This window comes from Sorangium sp. So ce117 (assembly GCF_051524395.1).
GTDB classification, from domain to species: Bacteria; Myxococcota_A; Polyangia; order Polyangiales; family Polyangiaceae; genus Sorangium; species Sorangium cellulosum_B.
In genome coordinates this window covers 6,137,381-6,162,771 of record NZ_CP150309.1, presented here as the reverse complement: position 1 = coordinate 6,162,771, position 25,391 = coordinate 6,137,381, and the positions used below count along the sequence as shown (strand labels likewise).

The window sequence follows — 25,391 nt, the reverse complement described above, 5'->3', positions numbered from 1 at the left end:
GGGGATGATCAGGCGGGAACGTCGTGCTCGTGCTTCTTCCTGGCGCTGGCGGCGTGGGCTCGCTCGGTGCGAGGCAGGCGTTCGCGATTAAACTCCCCTTGTCGCCATGCCGCCCACCGCCTTCGCCGTCTGCCACCACGACGCGCCGCACGCGCATGTGCGCGTCTGCCCTCACCTCGACGTCGAGCACCGGCCGGGCGTGAGCCTCGTGTGGACCGGCGTGAGCGCGATCGCGTGGCAGCGGCTCGCCTCGCTGGCAGGGGCTCCCCTCGAGATCGCGCCTGCCGGGACCGGTGAGCCGGCGGCGCCCCTCGCGCAGGCCATGCGCGAAAGCCTGATCGACGAGAGCACCCTGGACCCGGCGTACTGGGCCGCCTGGGCTGGGCCGCTCGCCGAGAGCTCGGCCGAGGCGCTCCAGCGGGAGAGCTGCCGCCTCTTCGGCGTGGACTGGCCCCTGGGCGCGCCGTCCGGCGCGGACCCCGACAGTATCGCCCTGTGGAGCGGCTTCGCAATGCACCCGCGCTTCGATCCTCCGCTGGCCCGCGCTCCATTCCCTCGATCGCACCACGGCGTTCAGGTCCCCTGCTTCGGCGTGTGGTCGAGCGCGGACGAGCCCGAATCCGTCTGGCAGTCGCGGGCAACGCAGGCGCTCGTGCACTTCCCCCGCTACACGGACGCCGAGCTCGTGGGCCTCTCGGACGAGGAGATCGACGCCGCATACAACCAGTTCGTCGTCGAGCTTCGCGCGGCTGATCCCGAGGTCAGGATCATCGTGGCCACGTTGCCCGCCGGACCGACGCTAGCGCGCACGATCAACCGCGCGCTCTCCCTTCTTCAAGAAGACGACGCGCACCCGCGCGCGCACTTCTCCGCCGACGAGGGCCTGTTCATGCCGGTGATCGACATCGCGTGCGCCGCTCGCTCGAGCGAGCTCGCCGAACGCGTGCTCGAGAGTCCGTCCCTCGGGCGCGTTCGCCTGGGCCCTCTCGAGCAGGTCATCCGCTTTCGCCTCGACGACGGGGGCGCAAAGGCGCCCTCGCCGTCGCGTTCCTTCGGCCTGATGTCACCCCCGCGGCGCTTCAGCTGCGCGATGCCGTTCCTGGTCCTCGTCCTCGCCCGGCGCAGCAAGCTGCCCGTCTTCGCGGCGTGGGTCGAGAACGCCGAGGTCCTCGCGAAGGCGCCAGCGTCCCGGTGATCAGTCCTGGTGCGGCGGTGCGCCGGGGAAGCCGCCGCCGTGCGACCCGCGCCCGGTCGGCGCCGTGGGATCGTTCCACGAGCCTGCGTGCTGCGAGCTGGGCGAGCTGACCTGGCTCACCGTGGGCGTGCCACCGCGCGGACCTGTCGCGCGGTCCCAGTGCCCATCCGTGAGATCCACCGAGCCCGCAGCGCCCGGCGTCGGCGGGCAAACGCCGCAGTATTGCTGGTTGTAGGGGCGGACATAGGCGATCCCCGAGGGCCCCGAGGTCGGGCAGCCCGTGGCCTGGTTGATGCCCGCGATGACGCTCTGCCTCGGTCGCTCCGTGGGGGTCGTGGACGCGTTGCAGGCGACGACAACGACCTCCGAGCTTGGCTGTAGCCCCGCCTGGTTCAGCGCCTCGCCGAGCTGGCGGCCGGTCGACCAGTTGCGCTGCCCGTTCTGGAACGTGACCTGGCCGCCGCGGGTCGAGCCGTGCGTGACGACCTCCACGTGCGTCTCGCCTTCGAGCGAGATGCCGCCCGGGTTGTGGGGACCGCGCAGCTCGTCGGCGCGCACCACCCGCTGTCCGGTGGCCGCCCCGCGTTCCTGCGCGGCGCGGAGCGTCTCGCCGCGCCCCTGCGCGTCGGGATGATCGTCATTGGCCGTGTAGCCGATGATGACGATGAGCCCCAGCGGGTCGATGTACTCGGTCGCGTTGGGGACGAAGCCGATGTCGTGCACCGAGCCGGCCTGTCCGAGCGGGTCCGGCGTAAGAAAGGTCCCGAGCTCCGGCGAGTAATACCGGTGCCGGTTGTACCGGAGGCCGGTCTCTACATCGGCGCGCTGGCCCGCGAACCGGAGCAGCCCGATCCGCCCCTCGACCCTCACATCGTTGCCCAGGGGGTCGAGATCGAGCGACGCGACGGCGCCGTCCGCGCTCAGGTAGAGCCAGGGCGTCGAGGCCGCGTCGGTCGCCACGAGCCGCCAGCCTGCCTCGTCCGCGAGCTCGGCGAGAGGTGTATATCCGTCCTCCCGGAAGACCCGGCGCACCGCATGCCCCGCGCTGGGCCGCTCCTCGACCACCGAGTCACCATCCCATCCGAACCAGGTGCTCGTCCCGTCGCTGCGCAGGAGCGCAAGGCGCCGCCCGAAAGCGTCATAAACGAAGCGGACCACGAAGCCGTCGTGCCGCTGCACCTCGATCAGCCGGTTCTCGCCGTCGTAGGCGTACGTCCACGAGCTCGCCGGCGAGTCGCCGAGGCGTTGCGCGAGCCGTCCGCTGGTGTCCCACAGGAAGCGCGCCGAGCCGGCCGCGCGCTTGCGGCCGCCGCGGCCGATGGAGGCGGTGCCCTCGCTGCCCGCGATCGGCGTCCCCTGGGCCGCATACTCGTATCTCTCCTCGACCCCGAGGCCGCTCGCGCGGCGGACACGACCGATTGCGTCGAGCGTGTAGCTGCGGCGACCATGGGCGCTGTCCACGACGGTCGCGATGCCCGGCTGGGGCGCCCACTCGAACGCGCGCTCGCGGATCGACGCGCCGCCCTCGCCGAGCGCGCGGACGCGCACCGGCCTCCCGAGGCGGTCGCGGGTGATCGCGACCCCGGTCCGCCGATCGGAGCGCCGCACGATCTCCTCGGGCCCATGCTCGAAGGTCAGCGCCTCCTCGATGGATCCGTCGACGCCGTGCACGGTGAGCTGCTCGATGACACCGCCTTTGCCCCGGCGGCGCGAGACGTACCAACCGGTCGAGTAGCGGGTCCCGACCTCGTGGCCGAGAGAATCGAACTCGTGCTGCACCGAGAAGGACCACCCGCCGCACCGCTGCGTCTCGCGCACGACGCGACCCGTCTGGTCGCGGACGAGCTCGACGCTCGCGATCCCGTCGAGGGCGCGCGTGACGAAGCCGCGGACATCGCGCTCGAGGACGACGCTCGTCCCGTCGTGGTGCTCCCGCCGAACGACCTGCCCCGCGGCGTCGAGCACGAGGCGCAGCGCGCGCCCGTCTGCTCCTGTCCTTGCGATGCAACGACCGAGGAGGTCGTACTCGTAGTGATGCTCATGTCCGGCGAAGGTCCGCTCGCGCACGAGCTGGCCCGCCACGTCGTATTCGAACAGGTGGCGCTCTCCGGCGGCGTTCTCGATCCACACGGGGCGCAGCATCGCGTCGTAACCCCATCTGAGCCGGGAGCCATCCGCGAAGGCGCGCTCCACGAGCGCATCGCCCACGAAGCGCGACCTCGTGATCCCGCCTCCCGGGTGCCGCTCGGCGACGACCCGCCGGCGCGCGTCAAACTGGCGCTCAGCACGGCGCCCGTGCGGCCCCACGACCTCCACGATATCGCCCCGGGAGTCGTACGAGAGCTCATACACCGCGCCCGTAGGTGTCTCGAGGCGCACGGGGAGGCCGAGGAGATCCCACGTGTAGCGCCATGTCTCGCCGCGCACGCCGATCCGTTCGATCAGGTTCGCGTGGGCATCGTAGCGCGCCTCTTCCGTCCCTCCCGGCCCGGTGGTCCGTACGGCGCGCCCGCAGGCGTTGTACTCACACCGCGTTGCGGCGCCTGACGGATCGGTGCGCTGCACCAGCCGGCCAGCGCCGTCGTGCTCCATCTTCCAGACCGCGCCGGCCGGGTCGGTCAACTCGACCGCGTTGCCCTGCGGGTCCCGGCGAAAGCGCAGCCTGCGACCGAGGACATCGGTCGACGTGAGCGGTCTGCCCATGGCGTCGTGACGCGTGTGGTCGACGTAGCCCATGGCATCCTGCACAGTGGCGAGATGGCCGTTCGCGTCGTACGACAGGCGGGTCGTGCGGCCGAGCGGATCGACATACCGCTCGACCAGCCCGAGCGCGTTGCCGTGATAGCGGTGGACGCCGCCCGTAGCGTCGGTGACGGTCGACTCGAACGGGCTCGGTCCGTAGGCGATCTGCACGTGGAAGAGGCCCTTCGCCGCGGAGGCGCCGCGGTCGCCGATCTCCGCGAGGATGTCGCGGCCGGGCAGCTCGCCCCACGTCTCGACGCAGCGGCGCTTGCGGTCGGGGCCGTCCTCGTAGCGGAAGCGGTAGACCATGCCGTCGGGCAGCCGCTCCTCGATGAGGAAATGCTCCTCGTCATAGCGGTACTCGACGGCAACGCCGCCTGAGTCCACGACCTTGATCAGGTCCCCCCGCGCGTCGATCTCGTACGCGACCCCGAGCCGGCGGTGCTGCGCGCCGTTCTCATCGGTCATCAGGATCCGCCACAGGATCACGTTACCCGCCTGCTCGCGCTCGATCCGTCGCCCCACGGAGTCCGTGAGCGCGACGAGCTGGCCGTCCTCCCACGAGAGCTCGATCTCGTTGCCGGAGCGGTCACGGACGGCGTGCAGGCGGTACCGCCCCTGCGATTCACGCTGCAGCACGCGCTCCACCCCGTCCCGCGTCGCGAGCACGAGCTCTGCGCCCCTCCGCTCAAGGCTTCGGCCGAACGGCGCATAGGCGATCTCGCCGTCGTTGACGGGTGGAAAGTGGAGGGGACTCCCCTCGCTGTCGAAGACCGTGACGATGGACTCGCTGACCTCGGCGGTCCAGCCGAACGAATGGGTCCATCCCCAGCCGAACCCCGAGCGGCGGCGAACAGCGGACGTGCGGTATTGGCGCACCCACTGCAGCGGGAGCGGCCCCCCGAGCTCGAAGTCGACGCAGGGCACCGTGAACATCGCGCCGGTGATCACGTCGACCGGGTGGCCAGCCTTGCCTTGTCCATCGGCGCCCGGCGGCGCCGGCGGGCTCGGCGGCGCGGCGCCGCTGTTGCTTCCGCCGCCGCCCCCGCCGCCGTTGCCGCCGCCTTGGGGGCTGCCGCCGCCCGGGCCCCCGGCGCCGCCGCCGCCGCCTCCGCCTCCGCCTCCGCCGCCGCCTGCGCCGCTCGCGCTGGCGCCTGCGCCGACGGTGATGCTCTTGTTCATCTGGCCCATGCTGCCGGTGATGCCGGCCATGCCGAGCTCGATGATGACGTTCGGCGCGCCGAGCCAAGGGAAGCAAGGCCCGCCGGTGTTGAGGCTGACCACCTCCCTGAGCGTGCCAGGCTCGTTGCCGTGGCACGCCTTCATGCAGCCGCCGACCGTGAGGATCTTCGCGCCCTCGATCTTCGTGCGCATGCACGGGTCGATGATCCCCTCCGCGACCGTGCCCATGGTGGGGTAGGGGATCGGCAACGGGCTGGGCGCGGCCGGGGTCAGACACACGCTCACCGCCATACCGGTCATCTGGTGACCGGATTTCTCGGTGATGGTGTCCATATGGAGGGCGGTGACCTTACCCATGGTGGGTAAGGATGCTTTCACGCCCCTGAAGGGATCCGCAACGGCGAGCACGTCCTCAGCGCGCCACGCGGCGCGACGGCGGGATCATGGCGTCACGCGCGGGATCAACGCGCGACGAGGCGCATCGGGGGGCGGCTGTGCTGGATGTGCTCGGTCTCGAGCTCCTCGAGCTCGAACGCCCTGTCCATGTCCATGTCGAGCTCCGCGAGCTCGCGCTGCGTGCTCTCGCCGTTGTCGAGATCGTCGAGCTCGCGCATGAACCTGTCGATCTCCACGCACGTCGCGGGCGAATCCACGGGCGTCATCGACTGCTCGTGCATGAGCTGGATGAGCTCCAGGATGGTGGCGAGCTTCTGCGACACGACCTCCAGCCCGTCGCGGGTCTGGCTCCAGCACTCGGCGCGCCGGTAGGCGATCGAGAGGCGCCGCTCGGACAGCCCGCGGGTCCGCCCCGAGGACGTGCTCCGGACCGCCTCGAGCGAGCGGATCGTGTCCATGAGCTCGCCGTGGTTGGTCATCGCGAGCGACTCCTGGCCGGCCTTGTGCGCGATCGCGAGGCGGATGTAGCTCATGATGAGGCGGCTCAGGCCGAAGCCCTCGTCGAGCAGGGGCGGGATCGATCCGCCGCGGCGCCGGATGTTCTCGCGGGTGCGATCGATGAGCCTGTCGAGCCGCGCGAGCTCCTGCTGGTGCCGGATGTCCATCTGCCGGATCAAGGACTCGCGCGCCCTCGACCAGGCCGCCCGATCCACCTCGTCGAGCTGCGCGTCGATGCTGCGCCGGAAGAAGCCGCGCCAGGGGACGACGCACAGGATCACGAGCTCCGCCCCGAGCCCGAGCAGCAGGAGCAGCGGGCTCCAGCCGATGAAGCTCAGGAGGAGCGCGCTCCCTACGACGAGCAGGTTGTACGGGTGGACCAGCACCCGCCCCAGGTACGTGCTCGCGGTGCGCCTCCGCAGCGGTGCGACCTGGACGCCGAACGCTGCCAGCATGGCCCTCGACTCGGCCATGCTGGCGCCAAGCACATCCTCCAATCGGCAAAGCTCTCGATCGCACGTCGTCATGGAGCCCCCCTCCTCACCTGGTCCTGTGGTCCTCGTGCCACCTCACCCCGTTCACCACCCCCCGCGGCCGAGCCGCGACCGACGGTCGGCGGTCCGGCGCGCCTGCGCGCGCCCCCGCGCCGATGCATCAGCGCGCTGTGAACGCAGGTCACGCCCGCCGAGCCCGCGCCGGCAGCCTCGTGCCCGCGGAGCCCGCCTTGGAGGACCGGGCGCCCACCGCGCTCATCGGCCGTCCAGGCGGTATCACCATGAAAACTCAAGCTTTCACGGCGGCGCTGCAGCATCGCCAGCTCCACGAAGTCCATGCTTTCCCTGCTGTTCGCGTCCCGAAGGCCTCATGGAGGACCGCGGTGCGTCGCCCGAGCGCAGCGCCGCGGTCGATCCGGGAGCGAGCAGAGCGGGCTCCGTGCCAAGCGCTCCGGCACCGCGCGGCGCACGATCGGCGAGGGGACGCGCTCAGGCGGGGAGCGGAGGGGCTGCGTCCAGCACGTGGACGCCGGGGGCGCCGAGCGACATCGGCACGCGCTCGAGGCCGGCCTCACGCGCCGCGGCAAGCCATGCCGTCGAGGGCGGCGCGCCGCCGACGAAGAGGGAGACGTCGCCTCCGCCCGCGCCGCTCGGCGCGATCGCTGCTCCTTCGGCGGCCGCGGCGGGGCGGAGGCGCCTGAGCGCGGGGGTGACGATCGGCGCGCCCGAACGATCGCCGAGCTCGGCGAGCGCGTCGACCTGGCGATCCAGCGCGGCCACGAGCGCGCGAGCGTCCGCGGCCTCGATCGCGGCGCGCGCCCCCTCGGCGGCCGCGCCGAGCAGCGCGCGGTGCGCCTCCGGCTCGCGGGTCGCGAGCGCGCGCACGCGCTCGAGCATGGCGCTCGTGCGCGCCGAGGCGTCGCTGGCGAAGACCTCGATCACGAGGCCGCCCGGCAGGGCGTGCGGCGCCACGTCGAGCTCGCCGCCCGGCCCGAGCCGGCAGCAGAGCACGCCGCCGTAGACGCTCGCCGCGACGTCCACGCCGCTGCCTCCGCCCTGCGCGCGCCGGTGCGCCGCGAGCGCGTCGAGGAAGAGCGCGCGGGGATCCCACGCGGGCGCGCCCTGGCCGCCCGGCGCCGCCCGCGCCTCCAAGACCGCCGCGGCGCGCGCGGCGAGCGTCGCGACGAGGATGGCGGCGCTCGATCCGAGGCCCAGCTTGCGGCTCGCCTCGCGGGGCGGCGCGCCCGGCGAGGCCAGAGGCGGCTCCGGCGCCGCCGAGCGGAGCGCGGACGCGTCGAACCACGCCGCCGCGTCGAGCGCGCCGGCGTCGATCGCGGCCTGGACCTCCTCGGTGACGAGCGCAGCGGGCCGCGCCGGGTCGGCGAGGACGTACCGATCGACGGCGGCCACCAGCGCGGGCGCGCCCTCGAGCACGGCGTAGGCGCCCGAGAGGACAAGCTTGCCAGGCGCCCGGACGATCACGCGCCCCCGGACGAGGGCGCGAGGCGGGCTCCGCCGCCGGGGACGGCCGTGATGGTGCGGAGGACGCCTGGGACGGCGAGCAGCGCCGCGCCTACGGCGGCCTGCGCCTCGGGCGTCGTGAAGACCTTCACGTGCGGGCCGGCGTCGATGGTGAAGAACGCCGGCGTCCCCTGGGCGCGGAGCCTCCGCACCGCGGCGATCACCTCGACGGTGGCGCCGGTCCAGTAGAGCAGGCCCGGCGAGGCGGCGATGCTCGAGGCGTGCATGCACAGGGCGCTCGCCTCGGCCGCGACGCCGAGCGCGGCGAGGTCGCGCGCGAGGACCGCGGCGCGGACCGCGTCGAAGAGCGACGGCGCCGCGTCCACCCACGCGGGGAAGTACGGGCTCGTCATCGCGGTGTGCCGCATGCCGTCGCTGGAGCCCACGTCCTTCGGGCCCTCGCGCGTCACCGCGATCACGACCGCGAGCGGCCAGTGGTCCTCGGGCGCGAGCGGCGTCGCGGCGAGCGCCTCGTCCCCGGGGCGGCCGGCGCGGAGCTCGACGAAGCCGCCGAACGCGGAGCGCGCGGCCGAGACCGAGGTCTTCCTCGCGAGATCGCTCACCAGCGCAGGCGCGGTGGGCAGGCCCGCGGCCGCGCTCGCGGCGAGCGCGAGCGCGGCGAACGCCGACGCGCTCGAGGCGAGGCCCGCCGCGGTGGGGAAGTCGTTCCGGCTGACCACGCGGGCGCGCTCGCGCCGCCCCGAGGCGGCGCGGACCCGGTCGAGGAGCCCGGCGACCCGGCGCGTCGCCTCCGCGTCCGGCGGCAAGGCCGCGCCGCCGAGGTGGAGCTCGTCGCGGTCGAGCGACGCGTCGAAGGCGACCTCGGTCGTCGTCTCCATCCCGGCGAGCGTCACCGAGAGGCTCGGGACGGCGGGCAGGTTGTGGCCATCGGCCCGCTTGCCCCAGTACTTCGCGAGGGCGATGTTCGGATGGGCGATCGCGGTCGCCCGGCTCACGACGCTCATGCTTGCTCCTGTGGCTCCGTCCTCGTCATCCCCGCCTTCACCCGGGTGACGAAGCCGCTGTAGCCCGCGTCGCGCCAGGCGGCGAGCACGCGGTCCGCGGCGCCGTTCGACTCCGCCGCCCCGGTGCCGCCGCCCGGCGGAGGCGGCGGGAGCAGCGCGATGACCGAGCCGCCGCCGCCGGCGCCGGTGAGCTTGGCGCCGAGCGCGCCGGCCTCGCGCGCGAGCTTGCACAGGGCCTCGATCGCCTCGGTCGAGACGAACATGCCGGCGAGGAGCATCTGGTTCAGGTCCATCAGCCGGCCGAGCGCGACCGCGTCGCCCGCCTCGATCGCGAGGGCCGCGTTCTCGACGAGCGCGGTGATGCCCGCGATGGACGTCGCGGCCAGCGTGGGCTTGCGCTCGAAGAGCCTCGCCACGAGCTCGACCATGCTGCGCGTGGACGACGACACCCCGGTCGAGCCCACGCAGAGCCACAGGTCGTCGCGCGGGGCGACGGGGGTGGCGCCGTGCGCCCGGGTGAAGCGGAAGCAGCCGCCGCGGGCCGCGGCCGTCGTGTCGATGCCCGACGGGTTGCCGTGGAACACGCGCTCCCAGGCGGTGGCGGCGTCGGTCACGGCGGCGGCGTCGGTCACGGCGGCGGCGTCGGCCGCGCTTCCGGACGCGGTCCGCGCGGCGGCCGCGGGCGAGGGCGCGCGCGCGAGCGCGGCCACCGACCTGGCGATCGCGACCCCGAGCGCAGCCGAGCTGCCCAGGCCGCCGCCGGGCGGCAGATCGCTCTCCGCCTCGACGCGCACTGGGCCGACGTCGGGCAGCGCCCCGAGGAGCGCCGCGAACGCCCGCGCGACGTCCTCCTCGACCGGCGCCGCGCGGAGCTCGCGCCCGCCGAGGAGGAGGGCGCTCGCGCCGGAGCAGCGGGTTGCCCGCGCGCGGGCGCCGCGCTCGATGCCCGCGGCGAGCGCGGGCGCCCCGTACACGACGGCGTGCTCGCCGAGCAGGATGACCTTGCCGGACGCCTCGCCGAGCGCCTCGGTCATGCGCCGGTCCACCGGAGCGCGCTCGCGGCTCCGCACAGGATCTGCCGCGCCGACGCGCTCACGGGCAGCGAGCGCGCGAGGACCTCGGCCTCGCCGCACAGGGCGGAGAGCCGCTCCTCGACCGCGCGCCGCGCGCCGCACGCCTCGAGCGCGAGCGTCGCGGCCGCCACGGCGTCGTCGCTCGCTTCCTTGCGGCCGAGCGCGCGCTCGACGGCGCTCCGGCCCGCGGCGCCGAGGCGCCCCTCGGCCGCGGCCAGCACGGCGGTGCGCTTGCCGGCGCGCAGGTCGTTGCCGACCGGCTTGCCGGTCGCGGCGGCGCTCCCGAAGGTGCCGAGGAGGTCGTCGCGCAGCTGGAAGGCGACGCCCACGGGCGCCGCGAACCGCTCGAGCGCCGCCACGGTCTCGGCCGGCGCGCCGGCCAGCGTGGCGCCGAGCGCGAGCGGGCCGCGCACCGTGTAGCTGCCGGTCTTGAGCGCGTGCATCTGCTCGACGTCCTCGGCCCGGCCGACGACGTCAAGGTGCTGCCCGATCACGACGTCCTCGTGCATCTTGCAGAACAGCCGGACGGCCGCGAGCGTCGTCTCCGGGGGCGCGTCCGCGTCCGCGAGCGTGCTCAGCGCGAAGCTCCAGGTGAGGTCGCCCGCGAGGATCGCGGACGAGGCCCCGAGGTGTGGATCTCCGAGCGTCTCGGCCAGCGCGACGTGGACGGTGCGGTCTCCGCGCCGGACGGTGTCGCCGTCGATCCAGTCGTCCTGGATGAGCAGGTACGTCTGGAGCAGCTCGAGCGCGATGCCGGCGTCGATTGCGGGGCCGAGCGGCGCGTCCGGCGCGACGCCCTGGTAGGCGGCGACGAGCAGCCCCGCGCGGAACCGCTTGCCGCCGCGCAGGGTGAGGCTCCGCGCCTCGGAGACCATGGCCTCCACCTCGCGGCCGTAACGCTGCACGGAGGCCGCCTTGTCGCGCCAGCGCTGATCGAGCGCGGCGTCGACGCGGGGGCGGATCGAGGAGAGAAAGTCGAGGAACAGGCGCGCGCCGGGATCCGCTGTCCCTTCGAGCGTCCGATCGCCGGCGCCGGGCGCGCTCTCTCCGTCCTTCGTGTGCGCTGTCATGGAATGCGCGGCAGCCTAGGAGCCGGACGCGAGGCGGTCAATCTCGGCCGAGAGCGCGGGGAGTCGCGCCGCGGAGCGGCGCGGCCGAGGTGGCTTGGGTCGTGCAATGCGTGGTGCTCGCGTTGCGGGCCGCGTGCGCCGCGCGGAGGCTCCCTGCGAGATCGCTCGTGCGGAGTTGCGCGCCGAGCCTCGCCGTGGCCGCAGGGAAAGGGGGACTTTGATGAAGAGATCACCGGATGGGGTGTTGGGCGTCTTTCTGCTCGTGGCCCTCGGCGTCGCTGGGTGCGGCGGCCGCGACGCCCGCGAGGCTCTCCCGGAGAGCGCCGATCGCGGCGTGTTCCGCGCGGCGTCGCCTGCCGCGGGGTCGCCTGCCAGGGAGACGCGATCCCTGCCCGCATACCGCGTGATCGGCGGCGGCGCCGACGTCGCGCGGGCGTCGGCGCTTGCCGGCGCGCTCGGGCTCGCCGAGGAGCCCGCGCGGGGGGGCGCTGGCGCGCTCGTGGTCGACGGCGCGATTCGCTACCTCGACAGCGCGCGATTCCAGCGCTTGCCGACGAGGAAGGCCGACTCGCCGCCCGCCCCTGGGTTCCGCGACGAGCGTGGCTTCGAGACGTCGGCGGGCGATGACGCCCTGGATTTCGAGGCGCTCGCGGCGCTGCGCGTCCTGCCGGAGCCGGACGCGGCGGCGCGCGCGTGGGCCGCGCTGGACGCCGCGGGCTTGTCGGTTGGGAGCGACATCGCCGTCGGCCACTCGCTGCTCGAGGCTGTCGACGCGGAGGGGCGAACTGTGGCGCGGGCCGAGCTCGACACGCAGGTGAGCTTTCGCGACGAGCTCGAGGGGATCCGGCTGATCGGCCCCGGGGCCAAGGTCCGTGTGACGTTCGACGGCGAGGGCGCCGTGACGCACCTGATCTACGCGCGGCGCGAGCTCGCGCGAGGGGAGGACGTCGCGATCGTCCCGGCCACCGAGGCCCCCGCGCTGTGCGCCGGCGCGCTGGGCGGCGGCGCGGTGATCGCGGCCGAGCCGGAGCTCGTTTATTACGCGCCGCCGCTGTCCCGCGAGGTACGGCGGATCCTGCCCCATTACGTGTGCAGAGCACGGCGGACGGTCGGCGGGGAGGTGATGCACGTCCGCAAGAGGATCGTGCCGGCCGTCATAGACGCTCCGAGGGCCGAGATCTGGGTGCGTGTGGACGGCGCGACCGCGCTCGCGGAGGCGAGCGTCACCGGCGGTGCTGCGCCATACACGTACAGGTGGGTATCGTCGGCGCGCTCGCTCGACGCGGTCGACGAAGGGCGCGAAGGCGGCGCGCGGGTGAAGGTGTCTGGCGTCTCTGGTCTTCGCGGGGAGACGGAGACGCTCTCGCTCTATGTCACGGACGCCGACGGTCTGGTCGCGACGGCGGCGCAGCGGCTCTCGTTCGGCCGTGCGTCGGCGGGGCTCGGCGCGGCGCGCCCGCCGCTCCCGTCGCCGGTCGACGATGGCCGCGCGGTGGTCGGCGCCGAGTGGGTCGGGCTCTGCGGCGGCCTGGATCACTCGGCGGCGAACGTCGATGGGCTGATGAAGAGCTTCCGGGAGGGGGGAATCGAGTCTCGTTTCAACTGGGGCGATCAGCGCGCGTGGGAGGTCGATTTCAAGGATCCGGCGCTGGGCGGCCAGGACGCGTCGTTCGCGGATTCGGTGGATCTCACGTTCTACACGGGGCACGCGAACGGCGTCGGGTTCATGTTCTGCAGCGCGATGAACGACCGGGTCCTCCATTTCAGCGACGCCCGCTGGGGCAACGCCAACCTGGAGTGGATGGTGGTGGCCGCCTGCGGACCGCTCCAGGACGACGGCGGCGCGTGGCGCTACCGGTGGGCGGGCGCGTTCGATGGGCTGCACCTCCTGCTCGGCTATGCGACGGAGTCGTTCGACGACACGACCGAGGGATCGATGTTCGCGCGTTACCTGCTCGACGATGCGAGCCCGGCGCCGGTGCGGCAGGCGTGGGTGACGACGGCGATCGAGGTCCAGCCGGACGATGAGGTGATCTACGCGGTGATGGGGGCGTACGGACAGGGGTGGACGGTGCCCAACTACGATGACCATTTCTGGGGGAAGGGGCCGGTTGGGCCGGATCTGGCGGGGGCGGCGCGGATCGGGTTCTGGCGGATCTCTGGGCCGACGTAGAGTGGCGAACAACACAGGACCGATCCAGGCGGGCGAGGGCATCGGTATTCACTAAGCTCGTTCGGTCGCGCTCAGGCCACGACGCCCTCCCCCACCATCACTCACCAACGTGAACGTGGTCACGGTCGTGAACGTGGTCGCGGTCGTGAACGTGGTCGTGGTCGTGAACGTGGTCGTGGTCGTGGTCGTCAACGGCTCGTTCGTGAACGTGAACGTCACCCGGAAGTCGCCTCTGCCATTTGAACGGAGGCGGCGATAACCTCGACCGAGGTTTCGGCAGAACGTTCACGTCCACGGTCGTGTCGTCGACGACCACGACCACGACCACGACCACGACCACGGCAGTGACCGAGGGGGGCGGCAGCCGCGCGTTATCGAATTCGTCCTTCAGGCAACGTCAGACTCCCGCTCTGGGTGTACCATTCTCAGTACCCGAGCCACTTCGCGTCGAGCTCGATCGAGCAGTGATCGACGAACCGAAACCCGACTCCACCCCCGTCCGCGCCCCCGATCGTGTACACCGACTCGTTCGCCTGCGGCCGATGGTCCGTCGCGCTGAACGAGATCGGCCCCGCCGTCATCCCGTCGAGCACCACGTTCTGGAAGCCCTCGAGCGAAGCCTTCAGGTCCTCTCCGGTCGGGTGCGTGCGGCCGGCGTCGATAGCCCGCTCGACGGCCTCGCGCCACATGAGCGCCGCGGCGTGGCCCTGGACGTAGGGCTGGTCCTGGTACAGCTCCAGCGGGTGGCCGTCCTTCTCCCGGTAGGCCCTGTGGATCCGCAGCATCTCCGCCATCCCGCTCGAGTGCTGGGTGTCGCCGTAGACGGGCACCGGGAACAGCCCATAAAAGATCCCCGCGCAGTCCGCCCCGCAGATCGCCAAGGTCCTCTCGCCGATACCCCAGTTGTTCGCCATCACGCGCAGCTGCCAGCGGTTCTTCTCCGGCCCCGGGAACGCCTGCTGGATGAGCCTCTGCGCCGCGGCCGCGCCCTTCCCGACGAAGGACGAGGAGAGGACGCTGTTGCCGGCCCAGAACCAGCTCGCCGGCACATACGACGGGTCCGCTCGCTTCTTCTCGATCTCCCGCTTCACATAGCCGATCACCGCGTCGACGATGCGCCCCTCGTCCTCGAGGGACGACGTCTGCGGGACGATCAGATCCTCGCCGAGCAGCATCCCGGGCAGCTCCTCCACGTAGGCTTTGCCCGCGGCGAGCGGATCGATGCAGTAAAGACACTTGTCTATCGTGTCGTGCACCATCGCGATGCGCCCGGGCGCGATCTTCCAGGCGGCCTTGATGCCGATGCGGATCGCTGTCGAATAGTCCGTGGCCGGAAAGAAGATGTAGGGATATCCAGGGCTCGTCTTGTGCTCTGTCGCGGTGGCGCTCTGGCCCAGGGCGTTGAACTCGGCGTGGGACACGTCCGCCGAGATCGGCACCGGCGTGGCGAGCGAGCCGGCGTACGAGCCGGGAATGATGAGCTTCTTCTCCTCCGTGAGCCTCGGGGCCACGCGGGTCGTCGGCCCGGTGCCGAACACGAACAGCGTGGAGACCTCGCTCCACCCGGGCTGCCGCCGCCACGCCTCGATGACCTCCTCCGTCCTGGCGGGGTCGTACTGCGCGTCCTTCATGTCGACGTCGATGGGACAGCCGCGGAGCCCTCCCTGACTGTCGTTGAGGTGACGCAGGTAGTCGTAGACCCCGTAGTTGTACGGCGGCGCGATGTCGGTGGCCGTCCCCGTGTCGTCCGTCGTGATCCGGACGCGGAGCACCCCGGTGCAGCGCGCGCCGGCGTCCGGCTCGACGAGCACGGCCGCGGCGGAGCCGGCAGCGGGCGCCTGCCCACCAGGGCGGCGCGTCGAGAACGCCGCCGCCGCGACCAGCACGGCCGCGCCGAGCGCCCCGATCCAGTAGCTGCGCTGCTGAGGCCCGGCGGCCGTGCGGAGGTTCGACTTCAGGCTCGTCGAGTCCGAGGCGGAGCGCCCTGGGCCCGGCGTCCCCGAGGTCCTCTGCCCGAGCTCCTCGTCGAGGGGGATCACGGGCTGAATGCGCCTCCCTTCTGCGCCCTCGAAATGGCTCACGCGAGAGGGGCGGGGCTCGACGGGCACGCTCGGGCGGTCCACGCCCTGCGCGCTCTGATCGAGGTACGCCTTGACCTGCCGCTGCATGCTCGCCCGGCGCTCCGCGAACACCCCCAGCATGCTCGCGCCGATCTCGTCGGACCCGACGTCCTCGCCCGTCGCGCGCAGATAGTCCTCGAGCGCCGCGCGCATCTCCTGCGCGGTCGCGAACCGCTTCGCCGGATCGCGGTCGAGCGCCCGCGTCACGATGGCGTCGAGGGCCGGGGGGACGTCCGGCCGGAGGAGCGATGGCCGCGGGATCTCGTCCACGGCCGCCAGCTTCCAGAGCGCGCTCACGGCGTCGCCCCCGAAGAGCCGCTCCCGCGTGAGGAGCTCCCAGAGCACGATCCCCGCGACGAAGATGTCGGCCCGCCGATCGGTCGACCCGCTGCCGACGGCCTGCTCCGGCGCCATGTACGACGTCTTGCCCTTCAGCTTCCCGGTCTCGGTGAGGTCGGTGTTGATCGACGCCTTGGCGATGCCGAAATCGAGCAGCTTCACCGCGCCGTCGTACGTGACGAAGATGTTGTGCGGGGAGACGTCGCGGTGGACGATGCCGAGCGGCGCGCCGTCGTAATCGCGGAGCTCGTGCGCGTAGTGGAGGCCGCTCAGGAGGTCGGCCACGATCCTCACCCAGACGCCGCGCGTGAAGCCCGCCGCGCCCGGCTCCCCCTCGGCCACCGCCCGCATGAGCGCGCTGAGCGGCTGGCCCTCCAGGTACTCCATCACGGTGAAGTAGCCGGCGTCGTCGTGGTCGACCTCGTAGGTCTGGACGATGTTGGGATGGTTGAGGCGGGCGGACAGCTTCGCCTCGTCCAGGAACATGGCGACGACCTTCTCGCCGTCCCCGCCCGCTCCGCCCACGCCGCGATGGCGCTTGACAACGACGAGCTTGTTGAAGGAGCCCGGCCCGCGCGCGATCGCCAGGAACACGTCGCCCATTCCGCCCCGGCCGAGCTTCGCGATCAGCCGGTACTTGCCCATGATCGCCGCCTGGGTCGGCTCCGCGTCCGAGGTGTCTTGACCCGTGCCCACCATGTTACCGGCCGTCCTCAGGGGCGCGCCATGCTCCGAGCGGACTGGGTATATGAGCAAAGCCGGTTACTCTTGTCAACGTCCCCGCGGGCGGGGCCACGGCAGGCTGCCGGGGTCTTGCGCCAGGGCCCAGAGACCCATGCAAGAAAAGCATATTTACCATCGAGACGAGCTCCCCGACGCCTTCCGGTGGCAGGCCGTGTCGTTCATGCGGGCGGCGTGGCCGTCGATATTCACGGGTCCACTCCGGCTGCTCAAGCACACGTATCCGTCTGACATCGGCACGGCGCACTTCACGATCAGCGAGGAGGAGGTGCTGCTCAGCTACGCTTCGGTGATGCGCCTCTCGCTGCCCCACGCGGGGGAGGAGCACGTCGTCTATGGCCTGGGCAACGTCTTCACGTCCCCGCCCTACCGGGGCGAAGGCCACGGGCGGCAGGTCGTGGAGATGGCGACGCGCTTCCTCCAGGACAGCGACGCCGATGTCGCCGCGCTGTTCTGCAACCCCAGCCTCGAGCGCTTCTACGCAGGATGCGGCTGGGAGACGCCGCCCGGCGCGATCACGCGCATCGGCACGCCGGAGCGCCACTCCGAGTACAAGGAGCTCAGGATGATGCTGTTCCTCTCGGAGAAGGGGCGTCGCGCCCGGGCGGCGTTCGCACGGGAACCGCTGTACGTGGCGTGGCCATGGTGAGCACCGGCGCGTAGGCACCCGGGGCATGGGCGGGCGGCGCGGCTGCCCGCGAGGCAGCCCTCGGGGCGAACCGCTGGACGGATTTCGGTCGGATTTCAGGCGGATCGACGACCCCGCGCGCGGCGCAGGGCTCGCCCCGCGGGCGCACCTGGTGCGCGCAGCCCTGCTGTAGCGATCGGGCTCAGGAAGAATCAGGGCAGCCTTCCGGCCGCATTTCGGCCAGAATTGCTGTCGAGGGCGGGCAGGGCCTGCGCTTTGCAGAGCGCGTTCGACCCAGAGAGCCAGGAGGGTACGCAAGTGTCCGTAGCAGCCAGCCAGAACAGCCAGAGCTCGTTCCACTCGGAGCCGCCGCCGCCGGTGTCGATCCCCGGCCTGCGGGCGAAGATCACGAACGAGAAGCTCGGGCAATGGATCGCCGAGGTCGTCGCGCTGTGCCAGCCGGACAACGTGCACGTGTGCGACGGCTCGAAGGAGGAGTACGACGCGCTGTGCGACCAGATGGTCAAGGCGGGCACGCTCATCCGTCTGAACCCGGAGAAGCGCCCGGACAGCTACCTCGCGCGCTCGGACCCGAGCGACGTCGCGCGGGTCGAAGACCGCACGTTCATCTGTAGCCGGCGAAAGCAGGACGCCGGCCCCACCAACAACTGGGCCGAGCCGCAGGAGATGAAGGCCACGCTGCGCCGGCTCTTCGCCGGGTCGATGCGGGGCCGCACGCTCTACGTCATCCCGTTCAGCATGGGCCCGATCGGCTCGCCTTACGCGCACATCGGCGTGGAGCTCAGCGACTCGCCCTACGTCGCCGCGAGCATGCGCATCATGACGCGCATGGGGCGCAAGGTGCTCGAGGCGCTCGGAGACGGCGATTTCGTCCCCTGCCTGCACTCGGTCGGCATGCCCCTCGCCCCGGGACAGGCCGACGTGCCGTGGCCGTGCAACGCGGAGCACAAGTACATCGTCCACTTCCCGGGAGAGCGGCTGATCTGGTCGTACGGGAGCGGCTATGGCGGCAATGCGCTGCTCGGCAAGAAGTGCTTCGCGCTGCGCATCGCCTCGGTCCTCGGCAGGGAGCAGGGGTGGCTCGCGGAGCACATGCTGATCCTGGGGGTCGAGTCGCCGAAGGGCGAGAAGACGTATGTTGCCGCGGCCTTCCCGAGCGCGTGCGGCAAGACGAACTTCGCCATGCTCATCCCGCCGAAGGCGTTCGCGGGCTGGAAGATCACGACGGTGGGCGACGACATCGCCTGGATGAAGCCCGGGCGGGACGGGCAGCTCTATGCGATCAACCCCGAGGCGGGCTATTTCGGCGTGGCCCCCGGGACGTCGGACAAGTCGAACGCGAACGCGATGGCGACCATCCGGAAGGGGACGATCTTCACCAACGTGGGGCTCACGCCCGACGGCGACGTCTGGTGGGAAGGGATGACCGACGAGCCGCCGCCGGAGCTCATCGACTGGCAGGGGAAGCACTGGACCCCGGACTGCGGCCGCAAGGCGGCCCACCCGAACGCGCGCTTCACGACGCCTGCGTCGCAGTGTCCGTCGATCGATCCCCGCTGGGACGACCCGAACGGGGTGCCCATCAGCGCGATCGTCTTCGGCGGGCGGCGCGCGACGACGGTGCCCCTCGTGGTCCAGTCGTTCAACTGGAGCTTCGGCGTCTACACGGCAGCGACCATCGGCTCGGAGATGACGGCGGCGGCCGCCGGCAACATCGGCCAGGTGCGCCGCGACCCGATGGCGATGCTGCCCTTCTGCGGCTACCACATGGGCGATTACTTCAACCACTGGCTGCAGATGGGGCGCCAGATCGTCAATCCGCCCCGCATCTTCTCGGTGAACTGGTTCCGCAAGGACGACCAGGGCAACTTCCTCTGGCCGGGCTTCGGGGAGAACATGCGCGTCCTCAAGTGGATCGTCGACCGCGTGCACGGCCGCGGCTTCGCGGAGGAGAGCCCGCTCGGCTGGATGCCGCGCTACGAAGACATCGAGTGGCGGGGCATGGACCGCTTCTCGAAGGAGCAATTCTACCAGCTGATGGCCGTCGACCGCGAGGCGTGGAAGGTCGAGTTCGGCTCGCACGGGGAGCTCTTCGAGCGGCTCTACGACCGGCTGCCGAAGGAGATCCTGCTGATGCGCGAGCTGCTCCTGTCGCAGCTCTGGCGCTCGCCGGAGCGGTGGGAGCTCGCGCCCGAGCGCTACCTCGAGGAGCACGAAGGCGACGACGACGTCGACGAGCCCGGCGCGTAGAGGCCTCCCCGGGTGAGGGCGCCCGCGCGGCACACGGCGCTGGCGCTCCCCCGGGTCGGCGCCCGACGAGCACGAGGCTGGCGGCCGCTCACGCCGCTCGGCGGCATGACGAGGCGGGTCGCGCGGACTTGACAGCGCCCGAGTCGACAGCTGCCCCCATGTCCTGCTAGACCGCCAGGATCCAGCGCTCCACGGCGGGCCTTCCGCATGGGGCTCCCCATGGACGTGAGCGCTCCCTCTTACCTGGTCACCGAGACCCTTCACGAGGGCCAGCGGGTCAGCCTGCTGCGCGCGGTCCGGACCGCCGATGGCCTCCCCGTGATCCTGAAGGTCCTCGACCCGAGGCGCAGCCGCCCGAAGGACACCGAGCGGCTGAGGAACGAATACGCGATCGGCAAGCTGCTGGACCACGAGGCCGTCGTGACGCCGCTCGCCCTCGAGACACACGAGGGGCTGCCGGCGCTCGTCCTGGAGGACTTCGGCGGCGAGTCGCTCGACCACCTCATCGGCGCGCCCATGGCCGCCGAGAGGTTCCTCGAGCTCGCGGTCCGCATCGCGGCCTGCGTGGCGGCGATCCATGAGCGGGACATCCTCCACAAGGATCTCAAGCCGCAGAACATCCTCGTCAACACGGCCACCGGCCAGGTGAAGCTCGCCGACTTCGGCCTCGCGTCCCGCTTCTCCCGCGAGCAGCCGCCGGCAGGGCCCCCGCGGCTCATCGAGGGTTCATTGCCGTACCTGTCTCCTGAGCAGACGGGGCGAATGAACCGGGCGATCGACAGCCGCGCCGACCTCTACGCGCTCGGCGTGACGTTCTACGAGGTGCTCACCGGGCGCCTGCCGTTCGAGGCGAAGGATCCGCTGGAGTGGGTCCATTGCCACGTCGCGCGGCTCCCGCCGGCGCCCTCGGCGCTGGTGCCCGAGCTGCCCGAGGTGCTCTCGGCGCTCGTCCTGAAGCTCCTGGCCAAGATGCCCGAGGATCGCTATCAGACCGCCCGCGGCCTCAAGCACGACCTCGATCGGTGCCTCTCGCTGGTCCAGGCCACCGGCAGGATCGCCCCGTTTTCCCTGGGCGAGCGCGACGTCTCAGGCCGCTTCCAGATCCCTCGGAAGCTCTACGGCCGCGAGGGCGACGTGGCTGCGCTGCTCTGCGCGTTCGACCGCGTGGTGGCCACGGGCTCTCCCGAGCTCGTCGTGATCTCCGGCTACTCCGGCATCGGCAAGTCGTCGCTTGTGCACGAGCTCTACAGGCCGATCGTCCGGGAGCGAGCGCTCTTCTTCTCGGGGAAGTTCGACCAGTACAAGCGCGACATCCCTTATTCCACGCTGGTCCAGGCGTTCCGGGAGCTCGTGCTCGAGATCCTCGCCGAGAGCGAGGACCGGATCGCGGCCTTGCGGCAGCGATTGCTCGGCGCGCTCGGGAGCAACGGGCAGCTCATCGTGGACGTGATTCCCCACGTCGAGCTCATCATCGGCCGGCAACCGCCTGTCCCCGAGCTCCCGCCGGCCGAGGCGCAGAACCGGTTCCGGGTCGTGTTCCGGCACTTCATCGGGGTGTTCGCCCGGAAAGAGCACCCCCTCGCGCTCTTCCTCGACGATCTCCAGTGGACCGATTCGGCCAGCCTCGGGCTCCTTCGCGATCTGTTGACGCACCCCGAGACGCATCATCTCCTCGTCATCGGCGCGTACCGAGACAACGAGGTGAGCCCCTCGCACCCGCTCATGGTGGCGATCGAAGAGGTCCGGAAGGAGGGCGCGCGCGTCTCCGACATCGCGCTCGGCCCGCTCTCCCGAGAGCACCTCGCCGCGCTCACCGGCGACGCGCTCCGCTGCAGCCGCGAGGACGCCGCGCCGCTCTCGGACCTCGTCCACGAGAAGACGGGCGGCAACCCCTTCTTCGCGATCCAGTTCCTCACCGCGCTGCACGAGGAGCGGCTGATCGCGTTCGACGAGGACGCCGAGGCCTTCCGGTGGGATGTGGCGAGGATCCGCGGAAAGGGCTTCACCGACAACGTCGTCGACCTGATGGTCGGCAAGCTCGCGCGGCTCTCTCCGAGCGCGCAGAGGGCGCTGCAGCAGCTCGCCTGTCTGGGGAACACCGCGGAGGTCGCCCTGCTCGCGATGGTCCGCGGCCGCACGGAGCAGGACGCGCACGCGGACCTCCGGGAGGCCGTCTCCGCGGGGCTCGTCCAGCGCCTCCCCGGCTCGTACAAGTTCATCCATGATCGGGTGCAGGAGGCGGCCTATTCGGTCATTCCCGAAGGCGAGCGGGCTGAGGCGCACCTCGCGATAGGCAGGCTGCTCGCCGCGCGCACGGCGCCGGAGGAGATCGAGGAGAAGATCTTCGAGATCGTCAATCAGCTCGACCGCGGCGCTCCGCTGATCACGTCACGGGAGGAGCGAGAGCGAGGCGCCAGGCTCAACCTCGTCGCCGGCAGGCGCGCCATGGCGTCGGCGGCCTTCGCCTCGGCGCTCACCTACCTCGTCGCCGGCGCGGCGTTCCTGGAGCCGGAAGACGACCGCTGGGCGCGGCAGTACGAGCTCGCCTTCGCGCTCGATCTGCGCCGCGCAGAGTGCGAGTACCTGACAGGGGAGCTCGGCGCGGCGGAGGAGCGGCTCTCGATGCTCTCGCGCCGCGCAGGGAGCCTGGTCGACGCGGCGGCGGTCGCGTGTGTGCGCGTGGACCTCTACACGACGCTGGATCGGAGCGAGCTCGCCGTCGAGATGTGCCTCGAGGTCCTGCGGCGTCTCGGCGTCACGTGGTCGCCGCACCCGACGCAGGACGAGGTCCAGAAGGAGTACGAGCGGATGTGGGCTCAGCTCGGGAGCCGTCCGATCGAGGCGCTCGTGGGCTTGCCGCCGATGACCGATCCGGTGATTCGCGCGATCATGGACATCCTCACCTGGGGCCAGGCGCCGGCCTTGTTCACCGACCAGAGGCTGCACAGCCTCGTCGTCGGTCGCATGGTGAACCTGAGCCTCGAGCACGGCAACAGCGACGGATCGTGCTTCGGCTATGTCCATGTCGGCGTGGTCCTCGGCTCGCGCTTCGGCGACTACCGCGCGGGCTACCGCTTCGGCAAGCTCGGCCTCGATCTGGTGGACCAACACGGGCTCGGCCGCTTCAAGGCCCGCGTCTACCTGGACTTCGGAGTCCTGGTCAATCCGTGGACGAGGCACGTGCGCACCAGCATCGAGCTCATGCGGCGCGTCTTCGACATGGCGAGCGAGACCGGCGACCTCACCTTCGCGGCCTTCGCCCGCAACGCCTCTCTCGTGCTGCTGATCGCCAAGGCGGAGCCGCTCGGGGACGTGCAGCGCGAGGCCGAGAGCGCGCTCGCTTTCGTACGGAAGGCGAGGTTCGGCCTCATCATCGATTGCGTCATCGCGCAGCTGCAGCTCATCCGGTGCCTCCGCGGTTTGACGCCCAGCTTCTCCTCCTTCAATGACGTGAGCTTTGACGAGGCCAGGTTCGAGCAGCACCTGGAGAGCGATCCGCGGCTCTCGGTGGCCGCCACCTGGTACTGGATCTGCAGGCTCCAGGCGCACTTCCACGCCGGCGACTACGCTTCTGCCCTGGCCGTGGCGACGAAGGTAGAGCGGCTCCTCTGGGCGGTGCAGTCGTTCTTCTATGTGACCGATTACCATTTCTATGGCGCGCTCGCGCGGGCGGCGCGCTGCGAGGTGGCGCCCGCGTCGCCCGAGTCGAACGACGAGCGGCGCCGGCACCTCGCGGCGCTCGCCGCCCACCACGCGCAGCTCGAGGTCTGGGCTGCGAGCTGCCCCGAGAACTTCGGCAGCCGCGCCGCGCTGATCGGCGCCGAGAGTGCGCGCCTTGAGGGCCGGGCTCTCGACGCCGAGCTCCTCTACGAAGCGGCGATCCGCGCTGCGCGCGAGAACGGCTTCGTCCACAGCGAGGCGCTCGCGTACGAGGTCGCGTCGAGGTTCTACCGGGCGCGGGGGTTCGATCTGATCGCGGACACGTACCTGCGCGAGGCCCGCGCCTGCTACACCCGCTGGGGGGCGGACGGCAAGGTCAAGCAGATCGACCAGCAGAATCCCCGCCTCTGGGATACGAGGCCGCTCGCCCAGGCCGCCACCTTCGCGGCGCGGTCCGAGGAGCTCGACCTGCTCTCGGTGATCAAGGCATCACAGACCATCTCCGGCGAAATCGTCCTCGACCAGCTCCTGCGCACGCTGCTCACGTCCGTCCTCGAGCAGGGGGGCGCGCAGCGCGCTTGCCTCATACTGTGTCAGGACACGCGCCTCGCCATCGAAGCGGAGGCGACGCTCGACGAGCGGGGCGTCTCGACGTCGATCCGGCCGGGTCCGGCGGAGGGCTCTTCGCCCCGCATTCCCATGTCGCTCGTCCGCTACGTCCACTGGACCAAGGAGCGCGTCATCCTGCACGACGCGGCGGCCGATGCGGGCAAGTTCTCCGGAGACGAGTACTTCGCGCGGAATCGGCCCAGATCGCTCCTCTGCGTGCCTGTCCTGAGGCAGGCCGAGGTGGCGGGCATACTCTACCTCGAGAACAACCTGCTCGCGGGCGCGTTCACGCAGGACAGGCTCACCGCCCTCTCGCTCCTCGCCACACAGGCGGCGATCTCGCTGGAGAACGCGCGGCTGCTCGCCAAGGAGCAGTCCGCGCGGACCACGGCCGAGGCAGCGGAGCGGCGCGCGGCCTTCCTGGCGGAGGCCGGGGAGATCATCTCCGCGTCGCTCGATCACGGAGAGGCGCTGTCGCGGCTCGCGCGGCTGTCGGTGCGATCGTTCTGCGACTGGTGCGTCATCGACTTTGCAGAAGGCGGGGAGACCCGGAGAGCTTTCTGTGCCCACAAGGACCCAGCGAAGGAGCCTTTGCTCGAGGAGCTGCGACGGCGATACCCTCCTGATCGGCACTCGCCCCACCCGTCGGCCCGTGCCTGGCGGGACGGTGGGCCCCTCCTGCTCCCCGAGATCTCCGACGAAATCATCCAGAGACACGCCGAGGACGACGGGCACGCGAGGCTCATCCGCGAGCTCGGGACGCGGAGCTCCGTCATCGTGCCGCTCGTGGCGCGGGGACAGGCGATCGGGATGCTGACCGTCGTCTCCTCCGAGCCGGAGCGCCGCTACGGGGACGCCGATCTCGCGCTCGTGCAGGAGGTGGCGCGCCGGGCCGCGATCGCGATCGACAACGCGCGGCTCTACAGCGCTGCGAACGAGGCGGTCCGGATGCGCGACGAGTTCCTGACCGTGGCGACGCACGAGCTCAACACGCCGATGACGTCGCTCACGCTCACGCTGGAGGCCATGGAACGGACCCTCCGATCGGGTCGAACCTGGGATCCGCAGGCCATGGGCCGGCAGGTCGACCGCGCGCTGCGGCAGGCGGCGCGCCTGACCCGACTGAACAGCGAGCTGCTCGACGTCTCGCGGATCAACGCGGCTCGGCTGAGGCTCGATGTGGCGGAGGTCGAGCTCGGGCAGGTCGTCCGCGACGTGCTCGCGCGGTTCAAGCTGGATCTGGCGCGCGCCGGGTGTGCGGTCTCGCTGCGGGAGTGCGGCCGGATCGTGGGCCTCTGGGATGGTTCTCGCGTGGACCAGATCGTCTCGAACCTGCTGGCCAACGCGATCAAGTTCGGGGCGGGCAACCCGGTGGAGATCTCCATCGGCGAGGAGGCGGGGACGGCGCGGCTCTCGGTGCGGGACCACGGGATCGGGATCGACCCGGCGCGCCAGGGGCAGATCTTCGAGCGGTTCGAGCGCGCGGTGTCGGACCGGCACTACGGCGGGCTGGGGCTGGGGCTGTACATCAGCCGCAGGATCGCGGAGGCGCACGGAGGCTCGATCCGCGTCGAGAGCGCGCCCGGCGCCGGGGCGACGTTCGTCGTCGAGCTGCCTCGGGCCGGGCCGCCGCCCGGGGCCGGGCCGCGCGCCCTGCCGGGCTGAGCGGCGCGGGTATGCACGTGAGCCTGGAGATCCTTGCTCGTCGGCGCCT

The 25,391-nt window shown here is 71.7% G+C and carries 13 protein-coding genes; 6 read left to right on the top strand and 7 right to left on the bottom strand.

What is annotated here, in order from left to right:
• Positions 1–106: 106 nt before the first annotated feature.
• A complete protein-coding gene (locus WMF46_RS22995) occupies positions 107–1,195 on the top strand; it encodes a hypothetical protein (RefSeq protein WP_437987556.1) in 1,089 nt (362 codons plus the stop codon).
• Here WMF46_RS22995 and WMF46_RS22990 read toward each other — a convergent pair whose 3' ends face one another.
• From WMF46_RS22990 to WMF46_RS22965, 6 genes are all read right to left on the bottom strand, one after another.
• Positions 1,196–5,476 carry a PAAR-like domain-containing protein gene (locus tag WMF46_RS22990; protein WP_437987555.1) on the bottom strand — a complete coding sequence of 1,427 codons (4,281 nt, stop codon included), beginning with the start codon at positions 5,474–5,476 and terminating at the stop codon, positions 1,196–1,198.
• Between the two features lie 104 nt (positions 5,477–5,580).
• A complete protein-coding gene (locus WMF46_RS22985) occupies positions 5,581–6,501 on the bottom strand; it encodes a hypothetical protein (RefSeq protein ID WP_437987926.1) in 921 nt (306 codons plus the stop codon).
• A gap of 495 nt (positions 6,502–6,996) precedes the next feature.
• Positions 6,997–7,989 carry a hypothetical protein gene (locus tag WMF46_RS22980; RefSeq protein WP_437987554.1) on the bottom strand — a complete coding sequence of 331 codons (993 nt, stop codon included), beginning with the start codon at positions 7,987–7,989 and terminating at the stop codon, positions 6,997–6,999.
• On the bottom strand, positions 7,986–8,993 hold the full coding sequence (gene mvaD, locus WMF46_RS22975; RefSeq protein ID WP_437987553.1) for a diphosphomevalonate decarboxylase: 1,008 nt from the start codon (positions 8,991–8,993) through the stop codon (positions 7,986–7,988). Before mvaD ends, WMF46_RS22980 begins: the two co-directional genes overlap by 4 nt.
• Complete coding sequence (mvk, locus tag WMF46_RS22970) at positions 8,990–10,027, bottom strand: mevalonate kinase (protein WP_437987552.1); 1,038 nt, start codon at positions 10,025–10,027, stop codon at positions 8,990–8,992. Before mvk ends, mvaD begins: the two co-directional genes overlap by 4 nt.
• Positions 10,024–11,136, bottom strand: coding sequence for a polyprenyl synthetase family protein (locus WMF46_RS22965; protein WP_437987551.1), 1,113 nt, complete (start codon positions 11,134–11,136; stop codon positions 10,024–10,026). Before WMF46_RS22965 ends, mvk begins: the two co-directional genes overlap by 4 nt.
• A gap of 220 nt (positions 11,137–11,356) precedes the next feature.
• Between WMF46_RS22965 and WMF46_RS22960 the strand changes: the two genes are divergently transcribed.
• Together WMF46_RS22960 and WMF46_RS22955 are read left to right on the top strand one after the other, a co-directional pair.
• On the top strand, positions 11,357–13,309 hold the full coding sequence (locus tag WMF46_RS22960) for a DUF6345 domain-containing protein (RefSeq protein WP_437987550.1): 1,953 nt from the start codon (positions 11,357–11,359) through the stop codon (positions 13,307–13,309).
• A gap of 109 nt (positions 13,310–13,418) precedes the next feature.
• The gene (locus WMF46_RS22955; protein WP_437987549.1) at positions 13,419–13,568 is read left to right on the top strand and encodes a hypothetical protein; all 150 of its coding nucleotides are present in this window, start codon (positions 13,419–13,421) and stop codon (positions 13,566–13,568) included.
• A 166-nt stretch (positions 13,569–13,734) separates the two neighbouring features.
• Here WMF46_RS22955 and WMF46_RS22950 read toward each other — a convergent pair whose 3' ends face one another.
• Positions 13,735–16,467 (bottom strand): protein kinase domain-containing protein, encoded by a 2,733-nt coding sequence (locus WMF46_RS22950; protein ID WP_437987548.1) that lies wholly within the window; start codon positions 16,465–16,467, stop codon positions 13,735–13,737.
• Between the two features lie 136 nt (positions 16,468–16,603).
• Between WMF46_RS22950 and WMF46_RS22945 the strand changes: the two genes are divergently transcribed.
• From WMF46_RS22945 to WMF46_RS22935, 3 genes are all read left to right on the top strand, one after another.
• Positions 16,604–17,158, top strand: a complete 555-nt coding sequence (locus WMF46_RS22945) for a GNAT family N-acetyltransferase (RefSeq protein WP_437987547.1) — start codon at positions 16,604–16,606, stop codon at positions 17,156–17,158.
• Positions 17,159–17,515: 357 nt separating this feature from the next.
• Positions 17,516–19,408: a phosphoenolpyruvate carboxykinase (GTP) gene (locus tag WMF46_RS22940; RefSeq protein ID WP_437987925.1), complete on the top strand. Its 1,893-nt coding sequence runs from the start codon at positions 17,516–17,518 to the stop codon at positions 19,406–19,408.
• A 219-nt stretch (positions 19,409–19,627) separates the two neighbouring features.
• Positions 19,628–25,342: a sensor histidine kinase gene (locus WMF46_RS22935; RefSeq protein WP_437987546.1), complete on the top strand. Its 5,715-nt coding sequence runs from the start codon at positions 19,628–19,630 to the stop codon at positions 25,340–25,342.
• Positions 25,343–25,391: the final 49 nt, after the last annotated feature.

Coding starts and splice junctions, on each gene's coding strand:
- WMF46_RS22965 (WP_437987551.1), bottom strand. CDS start 11,136: ATGACAGCGCACACGAAGGACGGAGAGAGCGCGCCCGGCGCCGGCGAT.
- WMF46_RS22960 (WP_437987550.1), top strand. CDS start 11,357: ATGAAGAGATCACCGGATGGGGTGTTGGGCGTCTTTCTGCTCGTGGCC.
- WMF46_RS22990 (WP_437987555.1), bottom strand. CDS start 5,476: ATGGGTAAGGTCACCGCCCTCCATATGGACACCATCACCGAGAAATCC.
- WMF46_RS22950 (WP_437987548.1), bottom strand. CDS start 16,467: ATGGTGGGCACGGGTCAAGACACCTCGGACGCGGAGCCGACCCAGGCG.
- mvaD (WP_437987553.1), bottom strand. CDS start 8,993: ATGAGCGTCGTGAGCCGGGCGACCGCGATCGCCCATCCGAACATCGCC.
- WMF46_RS22945 (WP_437987547.1), top strand. CDS start 16,604: ATGCAAGAAAAGCATATTTACCATCGAGACGAGCTCCCCGACGCCTTC.
- WMF46_RS22935 (WP_437987546.1), top strand. CDS start 19,628: ATGGACGTGAGCGCTCCCTCTTACCTGGTCACCGAGACCCTTCACGAG.
- mvk (WP_437987552.1), bottom strand. CDS start 10,027: ATGACCGAGGCGCTCGGCGAGGCGTCCGGCAAGGTCATCCTGCTCGGC.
- WMF46_RS22995 (WP_437987556.1), top strand. CDS start 107: ATGCCGCCCACCGCCTTCGCCGTCTGCCACCACGACGCGCCGCACGCG.